This window comes from Zeimonas arvi (assembly GCF_008039575.1).
GTDB classification, from domain to species: domain Bacteria; phylum Pseudomonadota; class Gammaproteobacteria; order Burkholderiales; family Burkholderiaceae_E; genus Zeimonas; species Zeimonas arvi.
The window spans coordinates 217,288-234,628 of record NZ_VDUY01000002.1 but is presented as its reverse complement, the minus strand read 5'-3'; the positions used below and the strand labels follow the sequence as shown (position 1 = coordinate 234,628).

General features: G+C 70.1%; 17 protein-coding genes. 10 read left to right on the top strand and 7 right to left on the bottom strand.

Going from position 1 to position 17,341, the window contains the following annotated elements; all coding sequences use genetic code 11:
• Positions 1-45: 45 nt before the first annotated feature.
• Positions 46-1,083 carry an aldo/keto reductase gene (locus FHP08_RS05495; protein WP_147703321.1) on the top strand — a complete coding sequence of 346 codons (1,038 nt, stop codon included), beginning with the start codon at positions 46-48 and terminating at the stop codon, positions 1,081-1,083.
• Between the two features lie 20 nt (positions 1,084-1,103).
• Here FHP08_RS05495 and FHP08_RS05490 read toward each other — a convergent pair whose 3' ends face one another.
• Positions 1,104-1,454 (bottom strand): nitroreductase family protein, encoded by a 351-nt coding sequence (locus FHP08_RS05490; RefSeq protein ID WP_222707821.1) that lies wholly within the window; start codon positions 1,452-1,454, stop codon positions 1,104-1,106.
• Complete coding sequence (locus tag FHP08_RS05485) at positions 1,451-2,116, bottom strand: alpha/beta hydrolase (protein WP_147703320.1); 666 nt, start codon at positions 2,114-2,116, stop codon at positions 1,451-1,453. Before FHP08_RS05485 ends, FHP08_RS05490 begins: the two co-directional genes overlap by 4 nt.
• A gap of 101 nt (positions 2,117-2,217) precedes the next feature.
• Here FHP08_RS05485 and FHP08_RS05480 point away from each other — a divergent pair, with 101 nt between their 5' ends.
• From FHP08_RS05480 to FHP08_RS05445, 8 genes are all read left to right on the top strand, one after another.
• Positions 2,218-3,759 (top strand): ABC transporter substrate-binding protein, encoded by a 1,542-nt coding sequence (locus FHP08_RS05480; protein WP_147703319.1) that lies wholly within the window; start codon positions 2,218-2,220, stop codon positions 3,757-3,759.
• A gap of 35 nt (positions 3,760-3,794) precedes the next feature.
• The gene (locus FHP08_RS05475; protein ID WP_147703318.1) at positions 3,795-4,712 is read left to right on the top strand and encodes an ABC transporter permease; all 918 of its coding nucleotides are present in this window, start codon (positions 3,795-3,797) and stop codon (positions 4,710-4,712) included.
• A 2-nt stretch (positions 4,713-4,714) separates the two neighbouring features.
• Positions 4,715-5,614, top strand: a complete 900-nt coding sequence (locus FHP08_RS05470; protein ID WP_147703317.1) for an ABC transporter permease — start codon at positions 4,715-4,717, stop codon at positions 5,612-5,614.
• 2 nt (positions 5,615-5,616) lie between these two features.
• Complete coding sequence (locus FHP08_RS05465) at positions 5,617-6,597, top strand: ABC transporter ATP-binding protein (RefSeq protein WP_147703316.1); 981 nt, start codon at positions 5,617-5,619, stop codon at positions 6,595-6,597.
• Entirely contained in the window at positions 6,594-7,628 is a 1,035-nt protein-coding gene (locus FHP08_RS05460) for an ABC transporter ATP-binding protein (protein WP_147703315.1), read from the top strand. The genes FHP08_RS05465 and FHP08_RS05460 overlap by 4 nt, the downstream gene beginning before the upstream one ends.
• Before the next feature lie 28 nt (positions 7,629-7,656).
• Complete coding sequence (locus tag FHP08_RS05455; protein ID WP_147703314.1) at positions 7,657-9,054, top strand: M20 family metallopeptidase; 1,398 nt, start codon at positions 7,657-7,659, stop codon at positions 9,052-9,054.
• The gene (locus tag FHP08_RS05450; protein WP_147703313.1) at positions 9,051-10,259 is read left to right on the top strand and encodes a M20 aminoacylase family protein; all 1,209 of its coding nucleotides are present in this window, start codon (positions 9,051-9,053) and stop codon (positions 10,257-10,259) included. The genes FHP08_RS05455 and FHP08_RS05450 overlap by 4 nt, the downstream gene beginning before the upstream one ends.
• Before the next feature lie 103 nt (positions 10,260-10,362).
• Complete coding sequence (locus FHP08_RS05445; protein WP_147703312.1) at positions 10,363-10,791, top strand: c-type cytochrome; 429 nt, start codon at positions 10,363-10,365, stop codon at positions 10,789-10,791.
• A 22-nt stretch (positions 10,792-10,813) separates the two neighbouring features.
• Here the strand turns inward: FHP08_RS05445 and FHP08_RS05440 are convergent, their stop codons facing one another.
• Both FHP08_RS05440 and FHP08_RS05435 read right to left on the bottom strand, forming a co-directional pair.
• Entirely contained in the window at positions 10,814-11,644 is an 831-nt protein-coding gene (locus FHP08_RS05440) for a class I SAM-dependent methyltransferase (RefSeq protein ID WP_147703311.1), read from the bottom strand.
• A gap of 75 nt (positions 11,645-11,719) precedes the next feature.
• Positions 11,720-13,081 (bottom strand): tetratricopeptide repeat protein, encoded by a 1,362-nt coding sequence (locus FHP08_RS05435; RefSeq protein WP_147703310.1) that lies wholly within the window; start codon positions 13,079-13,081, stop codon positions 11,720-11,722.
• A gap of 86 nt (positions 13,082-13,167) precedes the next feature.
• On the opposite strand from FHP08_RS05435, the gene FHP08_RS05430 reads away from it, so the two are divergent.
• Positions 13,168-14,226 carry a GlxA family transcriptional regulator gene (locus FHP08_RS05430; RefSeq protein WP_147703309.1) on the top strand — a complete coding sequence of 353 codons (1,059 nt, stop codon included), beginning with the start codon at positions 13,168-13,170 and terminating at the stop codon, positions 14,224-14,226.
• Here FHP08_RS05430 and gshA read toward each other — a convergent pair.
• From gshA to FHP08_RS05415, 3 genes are all read right to left on the bottom strand, one after another.
• On the bottom strand, positions 14,193-15,785 hold the full coding sequence (gene gshA, locus FHP08_RS05425) for a glutamate--cysteine ligase (RefSeq protein ID WP_147703308.1): 1,593 nt from the start codon (positions 15,783-15,785) through the stop codon (positions 14,193-14,195). The two genes, FHP08_RS05430 and gshA, sit on opposite strands and share 34 nt — an antisense overlap.
• Before the next feature lie 102 nt (positions 15,786-15,887).
• Positions 15,888-16,373 (bottom strand): nuclear transport factor 2 family protein, encoded by a 486-nt coding sequence (locus FHP08_RS05420; protein WP_147703307.1) that lies wholly within the window; start codon positions 16,371-16,373, stop codon positions 15,888-15,890.
• Between the two features lie 290 nt (positions 16,374-16,663).
• Positions 16,664-17,341 carry a DUF6639 family protein gene (locus FHP08_RS05415; protein WP_147703306.1) on the bottom strand — a complete coding sequence of 226 codons (678 nt, stop codon included), beginning with the start codon at positions 17,339-17,341 and terminating at the stop codon, positions 16,664-16,666.

The window sequence follows — 17,341 nt, the reverse complement described above, 5'->3', positions numbered from 1 at the left end:
GGCCTTCCCGTTACCATTCCCTTCCCCCTTCCCCCCTCCCCCGACATGAAATACCGAGTCCTGCCCAGCACCGACCTGAACGTCTCGGAAGTCTGTCTCGGCACGATGACCTGGGGGCAGCAGAACTCCGAGGCTCAGGCTCACGAGCAGCTGGAGTTCGCGGTCGCCCGCGGCATCAACTTCATCGACACCGCCGAGATGTACCCGGTGCCGCCCAATGCCGCCACCCAGGGCCGCACCGAGACCTGCCTCGGCAACTGGCTGGGCCGGCGCCCGCGCGGCGACCTGGTGATCGCGACCAAGATTGCCGGCCCGGGCAGGCGCGACTGGATCCGTGGCGGCCGCACCGACATCACGCCGGCCAACATCGCCGAGGCGGTCGAGCTCAGCCTGGAGCGGCTGAAGATCGACTACGTCGATCTCTTCCAGATCCACTGGCCGCAGCGCAACGTGCCGGCCTTCGGCGCGGTCGCGTTCGACCCCTCGAAGGAGCGCCCGGGGCCATCGATCCGCGAGCAGGTCGAGGGCATGGCCGCGATGATCGACGCCGGCAGGATCCGCCACTACGGGCTGTCGAACGAGACCTCGTGGGGCGTCTGCGAATTCCACCGCGCGGCCAGGGACCTGGGCGTTCCCGGCCCGGTCACGCTGCAGAACAGCTACAGCCTGGTCTCGCGCAGCGCCGACGGCGACCTCGCCGAGGTCCTGTTCCGCGAGAAGATGTCCCTGCTGGCCTACAGCCCGCTGGCCGGCGGCATGCTCTCGGGCAAGTACCGGGGTGGCGCGCGGCCGGAGAACACCCGTTTCGCGCTGTTCGACACGCTGGGCCAGCGCTTCCGCAAGCCGCAGGTGGTCGAGGCGATCGACGCCTACGCGGCCCTTGCGGAGCAGCGCGGGATCTCGCTGGTGCAGCTCGCGCTCGGCTACGTGAAGAGCCGCTGGCACCTGGGCGCGTCGATCATCGGCGCCACCACGCTCGCGCAGCTCGAGGAGGACATCGCGGCTGCGCAGTTCGAGCTCGACCCCGAGACGCTGGCCGGCATCGCCGAAATCCAGGCCCGCTTTCCCAATCCGGCGGCCTGAGCGGGGCGCCTGCGGGCCATTCAGCCCTTGGGCCTCCCCACCGTCTGGGCCAGGACGATCTGCTGGTCCGGCCCGAGGCCGATCGCCAGCGTGAGCGCGGCCCGGTCGAACCAGGCCCGGGTGACGGTCGCCAGGCCGGCCGAGGCGCAGAACAGGTAGACGTTCTGCGCGAACGCGCCGGCGGCCACCGAGGCGCAGGACTCGCGTTTGGAGGCTGGCACCATCTTCATCCCCGCGTGATCGGCGACCATCACCAGGGCGCCATCGCGCGAGGGCGCAGGCAGCGCCATGACCGGTCCCGCCTCGCGGGTGGCCGGCCGCGGGTTCAGTTGCCCGAGCATGCCCAGAGCGAGCTTGGTCAGCGTGTTCACTGCAGAATCTCCAGCAGCCAACGGTTCAGGTCGGCGACCTCCTCGGCGCAGACCTCGTGCTCCATCGGATACTCGCGCCAGGTCAGCGGATAGTCCAGCGCGCGCAGGATCTCGCGGCTCGCGTGAGCCCGGTCGATCGCCACGATTGGGTCGTGGGTGCCGTGGGCCAGGAAGATCGGCAGCCCGGCGTTCTCTTCGCTGCATTCGTCGGGCAGCGTGTCGGCCAGCGGCAGGTAGCCGGACAGCCCCGCGATGCCGGCCAGCCTGTGCTCGTAGCGCAGCCCGGTCATCAGCGCCATCGCGCAGCCCTGCGAGAAGCCCATCAGCACGATCCGCGCCGGATCGACGCCGTGCTCCGTCGACTCCCGCGCAATCAGCGACCCGACGATGTCCCGGGATTCGCGCAGCCCTTCCTCATCCTCGCGCGGGTCGGTGCCCAGGCTCAGGATGTCGTACCAGGCCCGCATCCGGAAGCCGCCGTTGATCGTGACCGGCCGCACCGGGGCACTTGGCAGCACGTAGCGCACCGGCCCTGCCGCCGACAGGTCCAGCGCCTGGCAGACCGGGACGAAATCGTTGCCGTCCGCGCCGAGGCCGTGCAGGACGATGATCGAGGCGACGGGAGCCTCGCCGGTCTGGAATTCGATGATCTCTAGGGACATTTCGGTGCGTGGTCGGCATGCCAAAGCGGCGCGACGCATGGTAACGTGCCGCCTCGCCCGCGCGAGTCGGCCGGGTACGACAACGAACAGGGGGAGAACCGATGAAGATCGCATCATTGCGCCGCGCGGGGGTCAAGCTGGCCGCCGGCTCGCTGCTCGCCGCGGCGCTGCTGGGCGTCGGCCCGGCGCTGGCCGGCAAGAAGGACGACACGATCCGCTTCGCTACCGACCAGGCGCCCGAGAGCGTCGATCCCTTCTTCAACAACGTCCGGATCGGCGTGATCCTGGGCGCCCAGATCTGGGACACGCTGGTCTATCGCGACCCCAAGACCAACGAGTACAAGGGCAATCTGGCCAAGAGCTGGAAGCAGATCGACGAGCGCACGATCGAGTTCGAGCTGCGCGAGGGCGTGAAGTTCCACAACGGCGAGGCCTTCGACGCCGACTCTGTGGTCTACACGCTGAACTTCGTCGCGAACCGCGACAACAAGGTCACGACCCAGCAGAACGTCAACTGGATCGAGAAGGCGGAGAAGCTCGACCAGTACAAGGTCCGGGTCGTCACCAAGAAGGTCTTCCCCGCCGCCATCGAGTACCTGGCCGGCCCGGTCGTGATCCATCCGGCCAAGTACTACGCCGAGGTGGGCCCGCAGGGCATGAACGCCAAGCCGGTCGGCACCGGCCCCTTCAAGGTCGCCGCCTACACGCCGGGCAAGTCGATCACGCTCGAGCGCAACGCCGACTACTTCAAGGATTCGCCCAAGGGCACGCCGAAGATCGGCAAGGTCGAGATCCGCTTCATCCCGGATCGCCAGACCCAGATGGCCGAGGCGCTGTCGGGCGGTGTCGACTTCATCATGCACGTGCCCAAGGACCAGGCCGAGCAGGCGGCGAAGGTCCCGCACCTGCAGGTGGTGAGCGGCGAGACGATGCGCATCGTCTTCATGCAGTTCAACACGCAGGACGGCACCCCGACCCCGGCGCTGAAGGACATCCGGGTCCGCCAGGCGATCGCCCACGCGATCGACCGCGAGTCGATCGTCAAGAACATCGTCGGCGCCGGCTCGCGCGTGCTGCACACCCAGTGCTTCCCGTCGCAGTTCGGCTGCACCGACGAGGGCGCGCCGCGCTACGAATACAACCCGGACAAGGCCAGGAAACTGCTTGCCGAGGCCGGCTTCCCGAACGGCTTCGACACCGAGATCTTCGCCTACCGCGAGCGCAACCAGACCGAGGCGATGATCAACAACCTGCAGGCCGTCGGCATCAAGGCCAAGCTGACCTTCTCGCAGTACGCGGCCATGCGCGACGCGGTGCGGGCCGGCAAGTCGGCGCTGTCGCACCAGACCTGGGGCTCCTTCTCGGTCAACGACGTCTCGGCGTCCACGCCGGTGTACTTCACCTTCGAGGCCGACGACATCACCCGCGATCCCGAGGTCCGCGACCTGCTGGTCAAGGGCAACAACTCGGTCGACCCGAACGCGCGCAAGCAGGCCTACCAGCAGGCGCTCAAGCGGATCGCCGAGAACGTCTACTCGGTGCCGCTGTGGTCGCTGCCGGTGTTCTACGTCGCGACCAAGGACCTTGACTTCTCGGCCTATCCGGACGAGATGGTCCGGTTCTGGGAAATGAGCTGGAAGTGAGGCTCGCCGTTTCCCTCTGCTGAACGGTATCGCAGGTGTTCGCCTACGTCCTGAAGCGGCTCGGGCTGGCCATCCTGGTCGCCCTGGCCGTCTCGATGATCGCCTTCCTGCTGCTGCGCCTCTCGGGCGATCCTGCGATCGCGATCGCCGGCGAGGGGGCGCGGCAGGCCGACATCGAGCTCATTCGCCAGACCTACGGGTTCGACCGGCCGCTGCCCATCCAGTACCTGGACTGGCTCGGCAAGTCGATCCGGGGCGACTTCGGCGATTCCATCTACTTCAAGACCCCCGCCGCGCCGCTGATCTTCGCGAAGCTGCAGACCACGCTGCTGCTCGGTTTCCTGGCGCTCGCCTTCGCGCTGGCGATCTCGGTGCCGCTGGGCGTGCTGGCGGCGATCTACCGCAACAGCTGGCTCGACCGGCTGTGCCTGGCCGTCGCCGTGGTCGGCCAGGCGCTGCCCAACTTCTTCTTCGCGCTGCTGCTGATCATGGTGTTCTCGATCTCGCTGCGCTGGCTGCCTGTGTCGGGCAGCGACTCCTGGCTGCACTTCGTGATGCCCACGATCGCGCTCGGCTACTACGTGGCCCCGGCCTTCATGCGGCTGATCCGGGCCGGCATGATCGAGGTGCTCGAGGCCGATTACATCCGCACCGCGCGGGCCAAGGGCCTGCCCGCATCGATCGTGATCTTCAAGCACGCGCTGCGCAACGCCGTCGTGCCGGTGGTCGCGCTGGCGGCGGTGCAGCTCGGCTTCCTGCTCGGCGGCTCGGTGGTCGTCGAGACGATCTTCGCGCTCGACGGGCTGGGCTACCTCGCCTACCAGAGCATCACCTACAAGGACTTCCCGGTCATGCAGACCATCGTCCTGCTGCTGTCGGTGATCTACGTGGTGCTGACGCTGGCCTCCGACATCGCCAACGCGTGGCTCGATCCGCGCATCCGGGTGGCCTGAGCATGACTGCGCCGGTTCCTTCCACGAGCGCCTCCGCGGTCGCACCGCTGGCGGCCCCGGGCCTCGCGCGGCGCATCTGGCGCAACAAGGCGGTCACCGTCGGCGCGGGCCTGCTGCTGCTGACCCTCTTCGTGGCGCTCTTCGCGCCCTGGCTGGCCCCGCACGATCCCTACTTCCAGGACCTGACCAACCGGACCGTGCCGCCGTTCTGGCACGAGGCCGGCACCTGGACCCATCCACTGGGCACCGACCCGCTGGGCCGCGACTACCTGTCGAGGCTGCTCTACGGGGCGCGGATCTCGCTTCTGATCGGCGTGGCGGTCGCGCTGATCTCGGGCCTGATCGGCACCACGATGGGGATGCTGGCCGGCTACTTCGGCGGCAAGGCCGACATGGTGGTCTCGTTCATGGTGACCACGCGCCTGTCGATGCCGGTGATCCTCGTCGCGCTGGCCACGGTGGCGCTGATCGGCGGCTCGCTGTGGGTGGTGATCATGGTGCTGGGCCTGCTGAAGTGGGACCGTTTCGCGGTCGTGATGCGCAGCGCCACGCAGCAGGTGCGCTCGCTCGATTACGTGGCGGCCGCGCAGGCCGCGGGGGCTTCCACGCCCCGGGTGCTGCTGGGCGAGGTGCTGCCGAACGTGCTGCCTCACCTGGTGGTCGTGGCCACGCTCGAGGCCGCCAGCGCGATCCTGCTCGAGGCCGCCCTCTCCTTCCTGGGTCTCGGCGTGCAGCCGCCGCTGCCGTCCTGGGGCCTGATGATCTCGGAGGCCAAGGCCTACATGTTCTTCTCGTTCTGGCTGATCGCGATTCCCGGCACCGCGCTCGCCGTGCTGATCTTCGCGATCAACCTGGCCGGCGACGGCCTGCGCGACCTGTTCTCGCCGGAAGGGAGGGCCTGAGCATGGATGCCCGGGAGGTCGTCCTCGACGTACAGGGCCTGAGCGTGGACATCGCCACGCCGCGCGGCGCGTTGCACGCGGTGCGCGACGTCTCCTTCCAGGTGCGCCGCGGCGAGACCCTGTGCATCGTCGGCGAGTCCGGTTGCGGCAAATCGATCACCTCGCTGGCCATCATGAGCCTGCTGCCCCGGGCCGCCACCCGCAAGGCCACCCGCCTGACCTTCCTCGGCGAGGACTTGTCCCGGGCCGGCGCGCGACGCATCAACGCGCTGCGCGGCAACAAGATGGCGATGATCTTCCAGGAACCGATGACCGCGCTGAACCCGGCGTACACGATCGGCAACCAGCTGATGGAGCCCTGGCTGCAGCATCGCGGCGGCAGCCAGGCGCAGGCGCGCGAGCGCGCGATCGAGCTGCTGGGCAAGGTCGGCATCGCGTCGGCGGCCGGACGCCTGGGCCAGTACCCGCACCAGCTCTCCGGCGGCCTGCGCCAGCGCGTCATGATCGCGATGGCGCTGATGTGCGGGCCCGAGCTGCTGATCGCCGACGAGCCGAGCACCGCGCTCGACGTCACCATCCAGGCGCAGATCCTGCGGCTGCTGGCCGACCTGCAGAAGGACCTCGGGATCGCGATGGTGCTGATCACGCACGACCTGGGCGTGGTGGCGCGGATCGCGCACCGGGTGGCGGTCATGTATGCCGGCGAAGTGGTCGAGGAAGGCACGGCCGAGCGGCTGTTCGCCTTGCCGCGCCATCCGTACACCCGCGGCCTGCTCGACTGCATCCCGGTGCCCGGCCGCACCGAGCGCGGCGGGCGGCTGGGCACGATCCCGGGCGTGGTGCCCTCCCTGGTCGGGGAGTTCCGCGGCTGCGGCTTCCGCGACCGCTGCCCGCACGCGCAACCCGCCTGCGAACGGACCGTGCCGGTGCGCAGCGCCGAGGATCACGCCTGGCGCTGCATCCTCGACGAGGTGCCGGCATGAGTCCGGCGAGCGAGGCCCCGCTGATGGAGGCGCGCGGCCTGACCCGCGCCTTCTCGATCCGGGCCGGCATCTTCGCGCCGCGCCGCACCCTGCACGCGGTCAACGGCGTCGACCTGTCGATCCGCAAGGGCGAGGTGCTGGGCATCGTCGGTGAGTCGGGCTGCGGCAAGTCGACGCTCGCACGCATGCTGCTGGGGCTCACCCCGCCGTCCAGCGGCAGCATCGCGCTGGACGGCCAGGACATCCGCGCCATGGGCCGCCGCGCCATGGCGCGCCGCGTCCAGCCGGTCTTCCAGGACCCCTACTCTTCGCTGAATCCGCGCCGTGGCATCGCTTCCATCGTGGCGCTGCCGCTGGAGGTGCACGGGATCGGCACGGCCGCGGAGCGGCGCGCCAGGGCCATCGCGATGCTCGATCGCGTGGGCCTGCCTGCCCGCTACGCCGACAACACGCCCGGCCAGCTGTCGGGCGGGCAGCGCCAGCGGGTGGCCATCGCGCGAGCGCTGGTGATGAATCCCGAGATCGTGATCTGCGACGAGCCGACCTCGGCGCTCGACGTGTCGGTCCAGGCGCAGATCCTGAACCTGCTGATGGACCTGCGCCGCGAGTTCGGGCTGACCTACGTCTTCATCAGCCACAACCTCGCGGTGGTCGAGCACATTGCGACCCAGGTCGCGGTCATGTACCTGGGCCGGGTGGTCGAGCAGGCCGAGACCGCCACCCTGTTCGGCCAGCCGCGTCATCCCTACACGCAGGCCCTGCTGGCGTCGGTGCTGACGCCCGAGCCGGGACTGGGCATTCCCGATACCGGGCTCGGCCTGGCCTTTCCCGATCCGCTCAATCCGCCGCCCGGCTGCCCCTTCCATCCGCGCTGCGCGCAGCGCCTGCCCGAGTGCGCTAGCCGCGCGCCGGTGCTGGCCCAGGGCCCGCTCGGCAAGGTGGCCTGCCACCTGCATCCGCCAGGCGCGGCAGGCCTTTCCGATGCCGGGCGTTCTGCCAGCCACATTCCGTCAACGACGCCCGCTCCGTGACCGGAGCCCAGACGACAGGACCAACGACATGAGCCGCGCCGCAGCCATCGCCCGCGCCGAGAAGCATTTCGATTCCGGCGAGTTCCGCAAGATCCTCGCCCGCCGCATCGCGATTCCCACCGAGAGCCAGAACCCGGAGCGGGCGCAGGCGCTGTCCGACTATCTGTCGGCCGAGATGCAGCCCGCTTTCGAGGCCATGGGCTTCACCTGCCGCACGCTGACCCACCCCAGGGCCAAGGCGCCCTTCCTGTTCGCCGAGCGGATCGAGGATCCCGCCCTGCCCACGGTGTTCGGTTACGGCCACGGCGACGTGATCCGAGGCCTGGAACCCGAGTGGAAAGACGGGCTTTCGCCCTGGAAGCTCGCCGAGCACGACGGCCGCTGGTACGGGCGCGGCATCGCCGACAACAAGGGCCAGCACACGATCAACATGCAGGCCATGGCCAATGTGCTGGCCGAGCGTGGCCGGCTGGGCTTCAACGCCAAGTACCTGATCGAGATGGGCGAGGAAACCGGTTCGCCGGGCCTGAAGGCCCTTTGCGAGGCGCACCGCGAGGCTTTCGCCGCCGACCTGCTGATCGCCTCGGACGGCCCGCGCCTGCGGCCCGATCGTCCCACCGTGTTTCTCGGCTCGCGCGGCAGCATGAACTTCGACCTGACGATCGAGGCGCGCCAGGGCGGCCATCATTCCGGCAACTGGGGCGGGTTGATCTCGAACCCGGGCATCCAGCTCGCGCACGCGATCGCCAGCCTCTGCGGGCCGACCGGCCAGATCCGCATTCCCGAGTGGGTGCCGGCCGAGCTTCCTGCCTCGGTGCGCCGCGCGCTGGCCGACTGCGAGGTCGACGGCGGCGCCGACGGCCCCGAGATCGAGCCGTGGTGGGGCGAACCAGGGCTGTCGCCGGCCGAGCGCGTGTTCGGCTGGTGCTCGTTCGAGGTGCTGGCGTACAAGACCGGCAACCCGGACACTCCGGTCAATGCGATTCCGCCGCGTGCCTGGGCGCGCTGCCAGCTGCGTTTCGTGGTCGGCATCGATCCCTCGCAGATCCTGCCGGCGCTGCGCCGCCACCTGGACCGGCAGGGCTTCCCGATGGTGAAGATCGCCGCGACCCGCGAGGAGATGTTCCACGCCACCCGGATCGATCCGGACGACGCCTGGGTGCAATGGGCCGTGGCCTCGATCGCGCAGACCAGCGGCAAGAAGCCGGCGATCCTGCCCAACCTGGGCGGCTCGCTGCCCAACGACATCTTCACCGACGTTCTCGGGCTGCGCACCGTCTGGGTGCCGCATTCCTACCCGGGCTGCTCGCAGCACGCGCCCAACGAGCACCTGCCGCCGGAGATCCTGCGCGAGGGCCTCGCGATGATGACCGGGCTCTACTGGGATCTCGGCGCGGGCGGCACCCCGAAGCGGGAGGCCGCATGAACGCGCCCTGGGCCTGCTTCTGCCAGCTCGGGGACCTGTCGGGCTCGGCCGGCTTCCTGCGCGAGACCCGGCACCGGCTGCACAGCAAGCCGGAGCTGTCCTTCGAGGAAGTCGAGACCTCGGAACTGGTTGCCACGCTGCTGACCGAGTGGGGATACCAGGTCACCCGCAAGGTCGGCGGCCACGGCGTGGTCGGCACGCTGATGGCCGGTGACGGCCCGCGCAGCGTGGCGGTGCGCGCCGACATGGATGCACTGCCGATCGCCGAGGAGACCGGCAAGCCGCACGCGAGCCGCGTGCCCGGCGTCATGCACGCCTGCGGCCACGACGGCCACACCACGATGCTGCTGGGCGCCGCGAAGCAGCTGGCGAAGACCCGGAACTTCTCCGGCACCGTGCACCTGGTCTTCCAGCCCGCCGAGGAAGCGGGCCAGGACAGCGGCGCGCAGCGGATGATCGCCGACGGCCTGTTCGATCGCTTCCCCTGCGACGCGATCTTCGGGCTGCACAATCATCCGGGCGTGGCGGCGGGCACCTTCCTGTTCGGCTCGGGCCCGTTCATGTCGGCCTCGGACACCGCGAAGATCGTCATCCGCGGCAAGGGCGGCCACGCGGCCCGCCCTCACCTGTCGGTGGACCCGGTGATGATCGCCGGCAGCCTGATCATGGCGCTGCAGACCGTGGTGTCGCGCAACATCGACCCCACGCAGACCGCGATCGTGACCATCGGCACCGTGCACGCGGGGATCGCGGCCAACGTGATCCCCGACTCGGCGACGATGGAGCTGAGCATCCGCTCCTTCGATCCGGCGGTGCGCGAGCGGCTCGAGGCGCGGATCATCGGGCTGGTGAAGCGCCACGTCGAGGGCTATGGCGGCAGCGTCGAGATCGACTACCAGCGAGGCTATCCGGTGGTGGTCAACAGCGCCGCCGAGACCGGGTTCGCGATCGGCGTGGCCAGGGAGCTGGTCGGCGAGGACAAGGTGGTCACGCCCTTCGGTCCGGTGACCGGCAGCGAGGACTTCGGCTTCTACCTGCAGCACAAGCCGGGCTGCTTCCTGCGTCTGGGCAATGGCGAGGACTGCCCGATGCTGCACAACCCGAAGTACGACTTCGACGACGCGAACCTCACCGTGGGCGCGGCGTTCTGGACCCGACTGGTCGAGCGTTTCCTGGCAGGCGAGGCGCCGGTGGAGCCTGCTTGATCGGTGTCAATCCCTGGCGGCGCGGCCGGCCGGATGATCGCCGCAAGCGCGCATCGGAAATCGCGCTCGCGCCGGCCGCCGCCGCCGCCACCAGGAGACACTCATGAACGCTCTGCCCGCCGGCCGCGCCCTGGCCGCAGTCGCCCTCCTCGCCCTGTCCAGCGCCGGTTTCGCGCAATCCGCCGACGTCGATTACGGCAAGGCCGAGTACGTCAACAACTGCTCCGGCTGTCACGGCCCCGCCGGCAAGGGCGACGGCCATTTCAAGCAGTTCCTCACCATGCCGCCCGCCGACCTGACCACCCTCGCCAGGAGGAACGGCGGCGTGTTCCCGGCCGAGCACATCTACCAGATCATCGACGGCCGCAAGGCGGTGCGCGGGCACGGCACCGGCGAGATGCCGATCTGGGGCCGCGACTACCAGGCCCAGGCGCGGGCGATGTCGCGCTTCGGCACGGTGAGCGAGGAGGCCTACGTGCGCAACTCGATCAACCTGCTCGTCGAGTACATCTACCGCCTCCAGGAGCAGTGAGCCGGCGCGGTCCGCCTGCTCGTCAGCGCCGGCGGGCGATCATCTCGACCGGCGCGATCAGCCCGCCCTCGATGCTGGCGGCCATGTTGCCGATCTTCGTAACCGTGTCCGCGCCCATCACCAGGTGCAGCCCCAGCGGCGGCGGCCCCTTGGACGACGCCAGCCGCGCCCGAAGGCGCGCGAAGAAGTCGAGCGCGAACTGGCGTCGCACGCGCTCGGCGATCAGCAGGAAGCCGGTGGCCTCGAGCGCTTCGCGGTAGGCAGCGGGCGTCGCGACTGCACAGGTGGCAGCGCTCGTCGCCCAGGGCAGCGGATAGGCCAGCGCGCCGCCGCCGGCGCGCATGACGTCGTAGATGCCGAAGGGCGCATCCCGCCGCAGCACGCGCGCGACCTCGCCGAACAGCGCGCGCTTGTCCGCGATGTTCATCCCGACGTGGATCATGTAGGCGGCATCGAAGCTGCCATCGTCGAAGGGAAGGCTCGTCGCGTCGGCGACCTGCAGGTCGACCGCCCCGTCGAGCGCCGTCCAGCGCGTCAGCGCCTTGCCCGCCTCGACGTAGGCCGGCGTCAGGTCGACACCCCTGACGAGGACCCGGTATCGGTCGGCGGCGAATCGCGCCGGACCGCCGAGCCCGCAGCCGACGTCGAGCACGCGCTGGCCAGCGGCCAGGCCCAGCTGGTCGAGGAACTCGATGCTGGCTTCACGGCGGCCGATGTGGAACTCGTCGGCCGGCGCGAGATCGTCGATCGAGACGGTCGCCGGAGACTTTCCGAGCGCCGCGACGCCCGCCTCGAAGGCGGCGAGCAGGCCCTCGCGCCCGTAGTGGGCCGCGACCGGAGCGGTGTTCGTCATGGCAAGCTCCCGGTATCGCCCGCGCCCGAAGGCGACCCCTCCAGCGCGTGCGAAACAGCCCCTGTGAGCGGCCAATCATGCGGCGCGCTTGCCGGAACCTGGCGCCAGCCTGCCGGCAGGGTCCCGGCCCTCGGCCCTGCTCGCGAACAGCCGGCTCAGCGGGCTGGTCGGGCGCAAGCCGACACGCTCGTTGACCAGCGCCCTGGCCAGCGCCGGGTCGTCGCTTCGCAGCGCTGCCTCGATCAGCGTCAGGTCGATCACGTCGCGCTGGGCGTGGCTGCCGCCGAAGCGGTGCGCAATGCTTCGGATCGGGCGCAGCAGCCGGATCGCCTGCGCGTAGTCGCCCTCGCCGAAGGCGCGGATCGCGAGCGCGGCCGGACGCCCGACGTCGCGGGTGAAGGCGGCGTTGTCGGCGTCGCCCGCCAGCGCGGCCTCCTGCGCCTCGAGCAACTGCTGCTGCAGCGCTCGCTGGCCGGTGGACACGAAGGCCATCATCGCGTGCATGTCGTTGAAGGCGTAGTTGCCGGCGCCGGCGATCGGCGCCCAGTTGTCGGCCACCGCCTGCCAGCGATCGCCGACGTCCACGCCGCGCATCTGCAGGCGCCACAGCATTGCGCTGGCGTCGATCAGGTCGACCACGACCGTCGATCGCGCGCCGAAGATCGGCCCGTCGAACAGCCGCAACACCTCGTCGACATCGCCCAGCTCCAGATGGTAGAGCGCAAGGTGCCACCAATTGTGGACGGCCAGGAAGCTCTCCGGGGCCCATCTGGCCGAATTCGGCTGCAGCCAGGCGATGCCGTCTTGCGGCCGGTTGCGCATCTCGATCACGTGGGCGACCGCGTGCCAGCCCCATGCGTCGCGCGGCTCGATCTCGACGCAGCGGCGCCCCTGGCGCTCGGCCTGGTCGTAGTCGGCGGTCTCCTCGAGGCCGAAGGCGTGCATGCCGAGCACGGCGTGGTAGCCGGGCATCGCGGCATTCCACGCCGGAAGCGCGCGGGCGATCCGGTCGCGCAGCATCCGGGAATGACCGGTGAAGAAGTCGATCTGGTGCCCGGCCTGCAGTGCCAGCGGGTCGCGCGGCCAGGCGATGCTCAGGTCTTCGAGCACCCTGCCCGCGGCGTGCCAGCGTCCGTCCGCCAACAGGCGGACCGCCTCCAGGTGGGCGCGCTCGCGCTCGGTGGCCGGCAACCCGGTCGCCGCCTCGTGGCAGGCCCGCGCCACCGCGATGCCCGCGGGCTCGGTGCCCAGCAGGTGCAGCCAGGCCTTCAGGATGTGCGCCATCGTCATGTCGGGGCTGGCCTCGAGCGCGCGGTCGACGGTGGCCACCGGGTCGGCGATGAAGCAGCGAAGCTCGTGGGACGCCTGCTCGAAGCAGGCGAGGCTCTCCGGGCTTGCGCCCGAAACGGGGTGTCCGTGCTGGTCGGCCAGGGTCATGGCGTCTCTCCTTCGATGACGGAAGTCTCCCGCCACCGGCGCCTTTGCACTAAAGTGTTTTCTGCAAGAAAACGGACATTCGTGCCATGGCGGAATCGTCCCGGCCCATCGTCGTCGCGCTGCTCGCGGTCCCCGACGTGACCGCGGCCACGCTGTACGGGTTTCACGACACGCTGTGCGGCGTCGGGCGCGACTGGCAGATGGTCCATGGCGGCACGGCCCGGTCCCCCTTCCGGCCGCTGGTCGTTTCGGTCGACGGCGAACCGTTCACCGCCGCCAACGGTGTGCGCATCGTGCCGGAGGCCGCGTTTGCCGGCTGCCCCCGACCCGACATCGTCTGCATCACCGACCTCGCGATCGCGCCGGGCGCGAAGCTGGACGGCGTGTACGACGCGGCCGCGGACTGGGTCCGCGAGCGCCATGCCGAAGGGGCGTTGCTGGCCTCGGCCTGCTCCGGCGCCGCGCTGCTGGCCCGCACCGGCTTGCTGGAAGGGCTCGACGCCACCTCGCACTGGGCCTACTGCGATGCGCTGAGCCGGCAGTATCCGGGCGTGCGCTGGCATCCGGATCGCGGCCTGGTGATGAGCGGCGCCGGGCAGCGGATCGTGATGGCCGGCAGCGGCATCGCGTGGCACCAGCTCGCGCTCGCGCTGATCGCCCGGCACGCGGGCGCAGAAGCTGCGATGCAGGTCGCCCGGATCAACATGTTCGACTGGAACCCGACAAGCCCGATCGCCTATGCGTCGCTCACGCGGGGCGAGCCGGCGGCCGATCCGGTCATCGCCCGTTGCCAGCAATGGCTGGCGTCGAACTACCAGTGCGAGTCCCCGGTCGCGCAGATGGCCGCGATGTCCGGGATGCCCGATCGCACCTTCAAGCGCCGCTTCGCGCAGGCCACCGGGATGAGCCCGATCGAGTACGTGCACACGCTGCGGCTCGAGGAAGCCAAGCAGATGCTCGAGGCGAGCGACGCGTCGATCGAGGCAATCGCCTTCGAGGTCGGCTACCAGGACGCCAGCTTCTTCGGCAGGCTGTTCCGGCGCCGGGTGGCATTGACCCCGGCCCAGTACCGCCGGCGCTTCGGCAACCTGAAGCGCCGCTTGTCAGCGGCTCAGTCCCCGATCGGCAGCGTGCCGGCCAGGTAGCGCTGCCGGTACTCCTCGAAGGGCATCGATTGGGCCGCTTCGATCGCCTGCTGCTCGGCCAGCGAGGCTTCGGCCAACCGCTCGAAGCGCGCGCGCAGCGCCTCCGGAAACGCCCGGGCCAGGATCGTTTCGCGGTGCCGCTTCGAGGCCGCCAGCGCGAAGGCCGGAAAGGAATTGCCGTGCTCGCGGCGCATCGTGTCGAGCACCCGGGCCGACGGCGTGAGCGACGGGTCGGCGAGCGCAGCCTCGGCGCGGGCCAGCGCGTCGCCATGTGCGCTGCCGCCGCGGGCCTCGTCGAGGGCGATCGCGATCGGCGCGCATTCGGCGAGCAGCTGCCGGCCCCAGTCGGCCACGCCGATCTCCTGCGGCGCGGCGCCGTTCGCGCCCAGACGCCGCAGCTTCAGCGCCGGGTCGCGGCCGTGCTGGGCGACGCGATGCTGGTTGTAGGAGATCCCCGCGATCTCTTCCGGCGTGTCCTTCGGGCTGTCGGCGAGCAGGCAGTGCAGCAGGAACACGTCGAGGAACTGCATCGTGCCGGCGTCGATGCCCACCGGCTCGAACGGGTTCAGGTCCATGCAGCGGACCTCGACGTACTCGACGCCGCGCTCGGCCAGCGCGTGCAGCGGGCGCTCGCCCGAGCGGATCCGCCGCTTGGGCCGAATCGTGCCGTAGAACTCGTTCTCGATCTGCAGCAGCGTGGTCGCCAGCTGGCGATAAAGGCCGCCACCGTCGTGGATGCCGATGGCCTCGTAGGCCGGATACGGTTCGCTGAGCGCCCGTCGCAGCGAGGCGGCGTAGCTGTCCAGGCAGTTGAAGCTGGCGGCCAGCGAGGCCTGGGCGTCGCTCTGGTAGCCCAGCGGGCCCATTCTCAGCGAGGTCGCGTGCGGCAGGTACATCGTGCCGCCGGCCAATTGCCGCAAGCCATGCTGGCGCCCTTCGACGAAGCTCGCGCAGGTGGCCGGCGAGGCGCCGAACAGGTAGAGCAGCAGCCACGAGTGGCGGCGGAAGTTGCGGATCAGCGAGAAGTAGGCGGCGCTGCGGAAGTCCTGCTCGCCGGCGCGGCTGCACTCGGCCTGCATCAGCAGCGGCCAGGCCGAATCGGGCAGCGAGAAGTTGTAGTGGATGCCCGAGATGGTCTGCATCCGTCGTCCGTACCGATGCGACAGGCCCTGTCGATAGACCGTCTTGGCCCGACCCACGTTGGAGCTGCCGTAGCGGCCCAGCGGGATCCGGTCGTCCTCCGGCAGCTTGCAGGGCATGCTCGCCACCCACAGCAGCTCGTCGCCGATGTGCCGGTACACGTACTGGTGGATCTCGGTGACCTCGCGCACGCAGTCGGTGGCCGCGGCGTGGACGCCGGTGATCAGCTCGAGCTGCGACTCGCTGAAGTCGGTGGTGATGTTCGGGTGCGTCAGCGCCGAGCCCAGGGCGGCGGGATGCGGGGTGTCGGCCAGCATGCCGTCGGGGTTCGTGCGCAGGCTTTCCTTCTCGATGCCGCGCAGCAGCCCGCGCAGGGCGTCGGGCGTCAGCGCGCGCAGGCGGTTTTCCAGGCAGGTCAAGGTGAGTGCTCCGGTGGCCCCGGGGGAGCCGGATCGCAGGATGTCGGGGCGCAATTCTGGCAGAGAGCGCCCCGGCTTGCCCGGATTGTCGCTCAGGGCCGGCTAGCCTGCCCGGCTCGGGCGGCGTGCCAGGTGCGCGGCGACCTCCTCGCGCTGCCCGAGTTCGCGCGCATGGCGGCCCAGCAGCTTGCCGATCCGCTCGGTCGCGTAGCCGAGCTGGCTGAAGGCCACGCCCCGGTCGAAGGCCTCGGCGTAGTGCGCGATCAGGCCGTCTCGCAGGGTGAACCGGGCGATGCCCTCGAACACGATCGTGCGCCCTGCGCTCTCGGGTTCCTTCGACCGGTAGCTGAACAGGTAGCCGGCGTAGCCGGTGGTGCCGTCGCAGACCGGATTCCGGAACTCCCAGAGGAAATCCTCGCCGCCGACGTGGAATCGGTCGAGCATCGCGGCGATCTCGTCGCGGCCCTGGTGGCGACCGAAGAAGTAGTCGTCGTAGCTGCCGTCCGGGGTGAACAGCGCGGCAAAGGCGCTCGAATCGTGCGCGCTTGCGGCGGCCGCGAAGCGCTCCAGCAGGCTCTGCAGTTCCATGAATTCTCCTCTCGAATCGTCGCCATCCCTCGATCGGGCGATGGCAGGCCGCGGGCCGCGGTTCATCCCGAGTCGCACGGGCCCGTTCGGCGCCCGCTCAGCCGGGGAGATTGCCATGAACGGAAACACCGAGTCGAAAGCCGGGAGCCGCATCGGCCGCACGCCGGTCGCCTTGGCGGCGCTGGCCCGGCCGGCGACGCTCGGCATCAGCGGCTGCACCGAGATGGTGGCGATGAGCGGCTCGTTCCGGTTCTCACCGGTGCGTCGGTCCTCGCGCGGGCGGGTATCGCTCACCAGACGTCGGCGAGCGCCCGGCCGTCGAGGACCCGGCGGATGAACGCGGCGCCACCGTCCGGTCCGAGATGATGACGCCACGCGATCGCGGCGAACCGGGACGGATCCATCAGGTAGACCGGTCCGTTGAGATGGCCGGGGCCCTCGCTGCTGCTGCGAGGGTATCGCTCGAGCACACGATTGCGAAGTTCGGGAGGCATCGTGGCAAGCTGGGTGACGTAGGCGATGTACTCCTGGGCAACCGGTTCGGGTCGCGCGACGCTGAAGTTCGCCCCGGCAATCGCGTGACCGATCTCGTGCGCGACGACACTCCGATGCAGGGCCTTGCTCATCGGCAGCTCGAAGACGGCAGCCGGGTTCCGGCACTCGGATTCGATCAGCACCCAGGCGGTCCGTTGCTCCCGGACAAAGCATCCGATGGCGCTGGCGCCAACCCCGTCGGGCAGCGCGGCAACGATGCGCAACTCGATCGGCGCGGACACGTCGAGCCCCATGCCGGACAGGAAGCGCGTGGCTGCCGCCGCGGCCTCGCAGGCATGCATGGCCGTTTCCCGGTCTGGGGCGCGCGCCGAGACGGAGGTGCCTGCGCACTCGATACGCGACTCGGCCGAGGCCGCCAGCGCCCCCGCAACGAGCAGGCCGGCGAACCAGGGGGCCTGCAAGGCCAGCTTCAT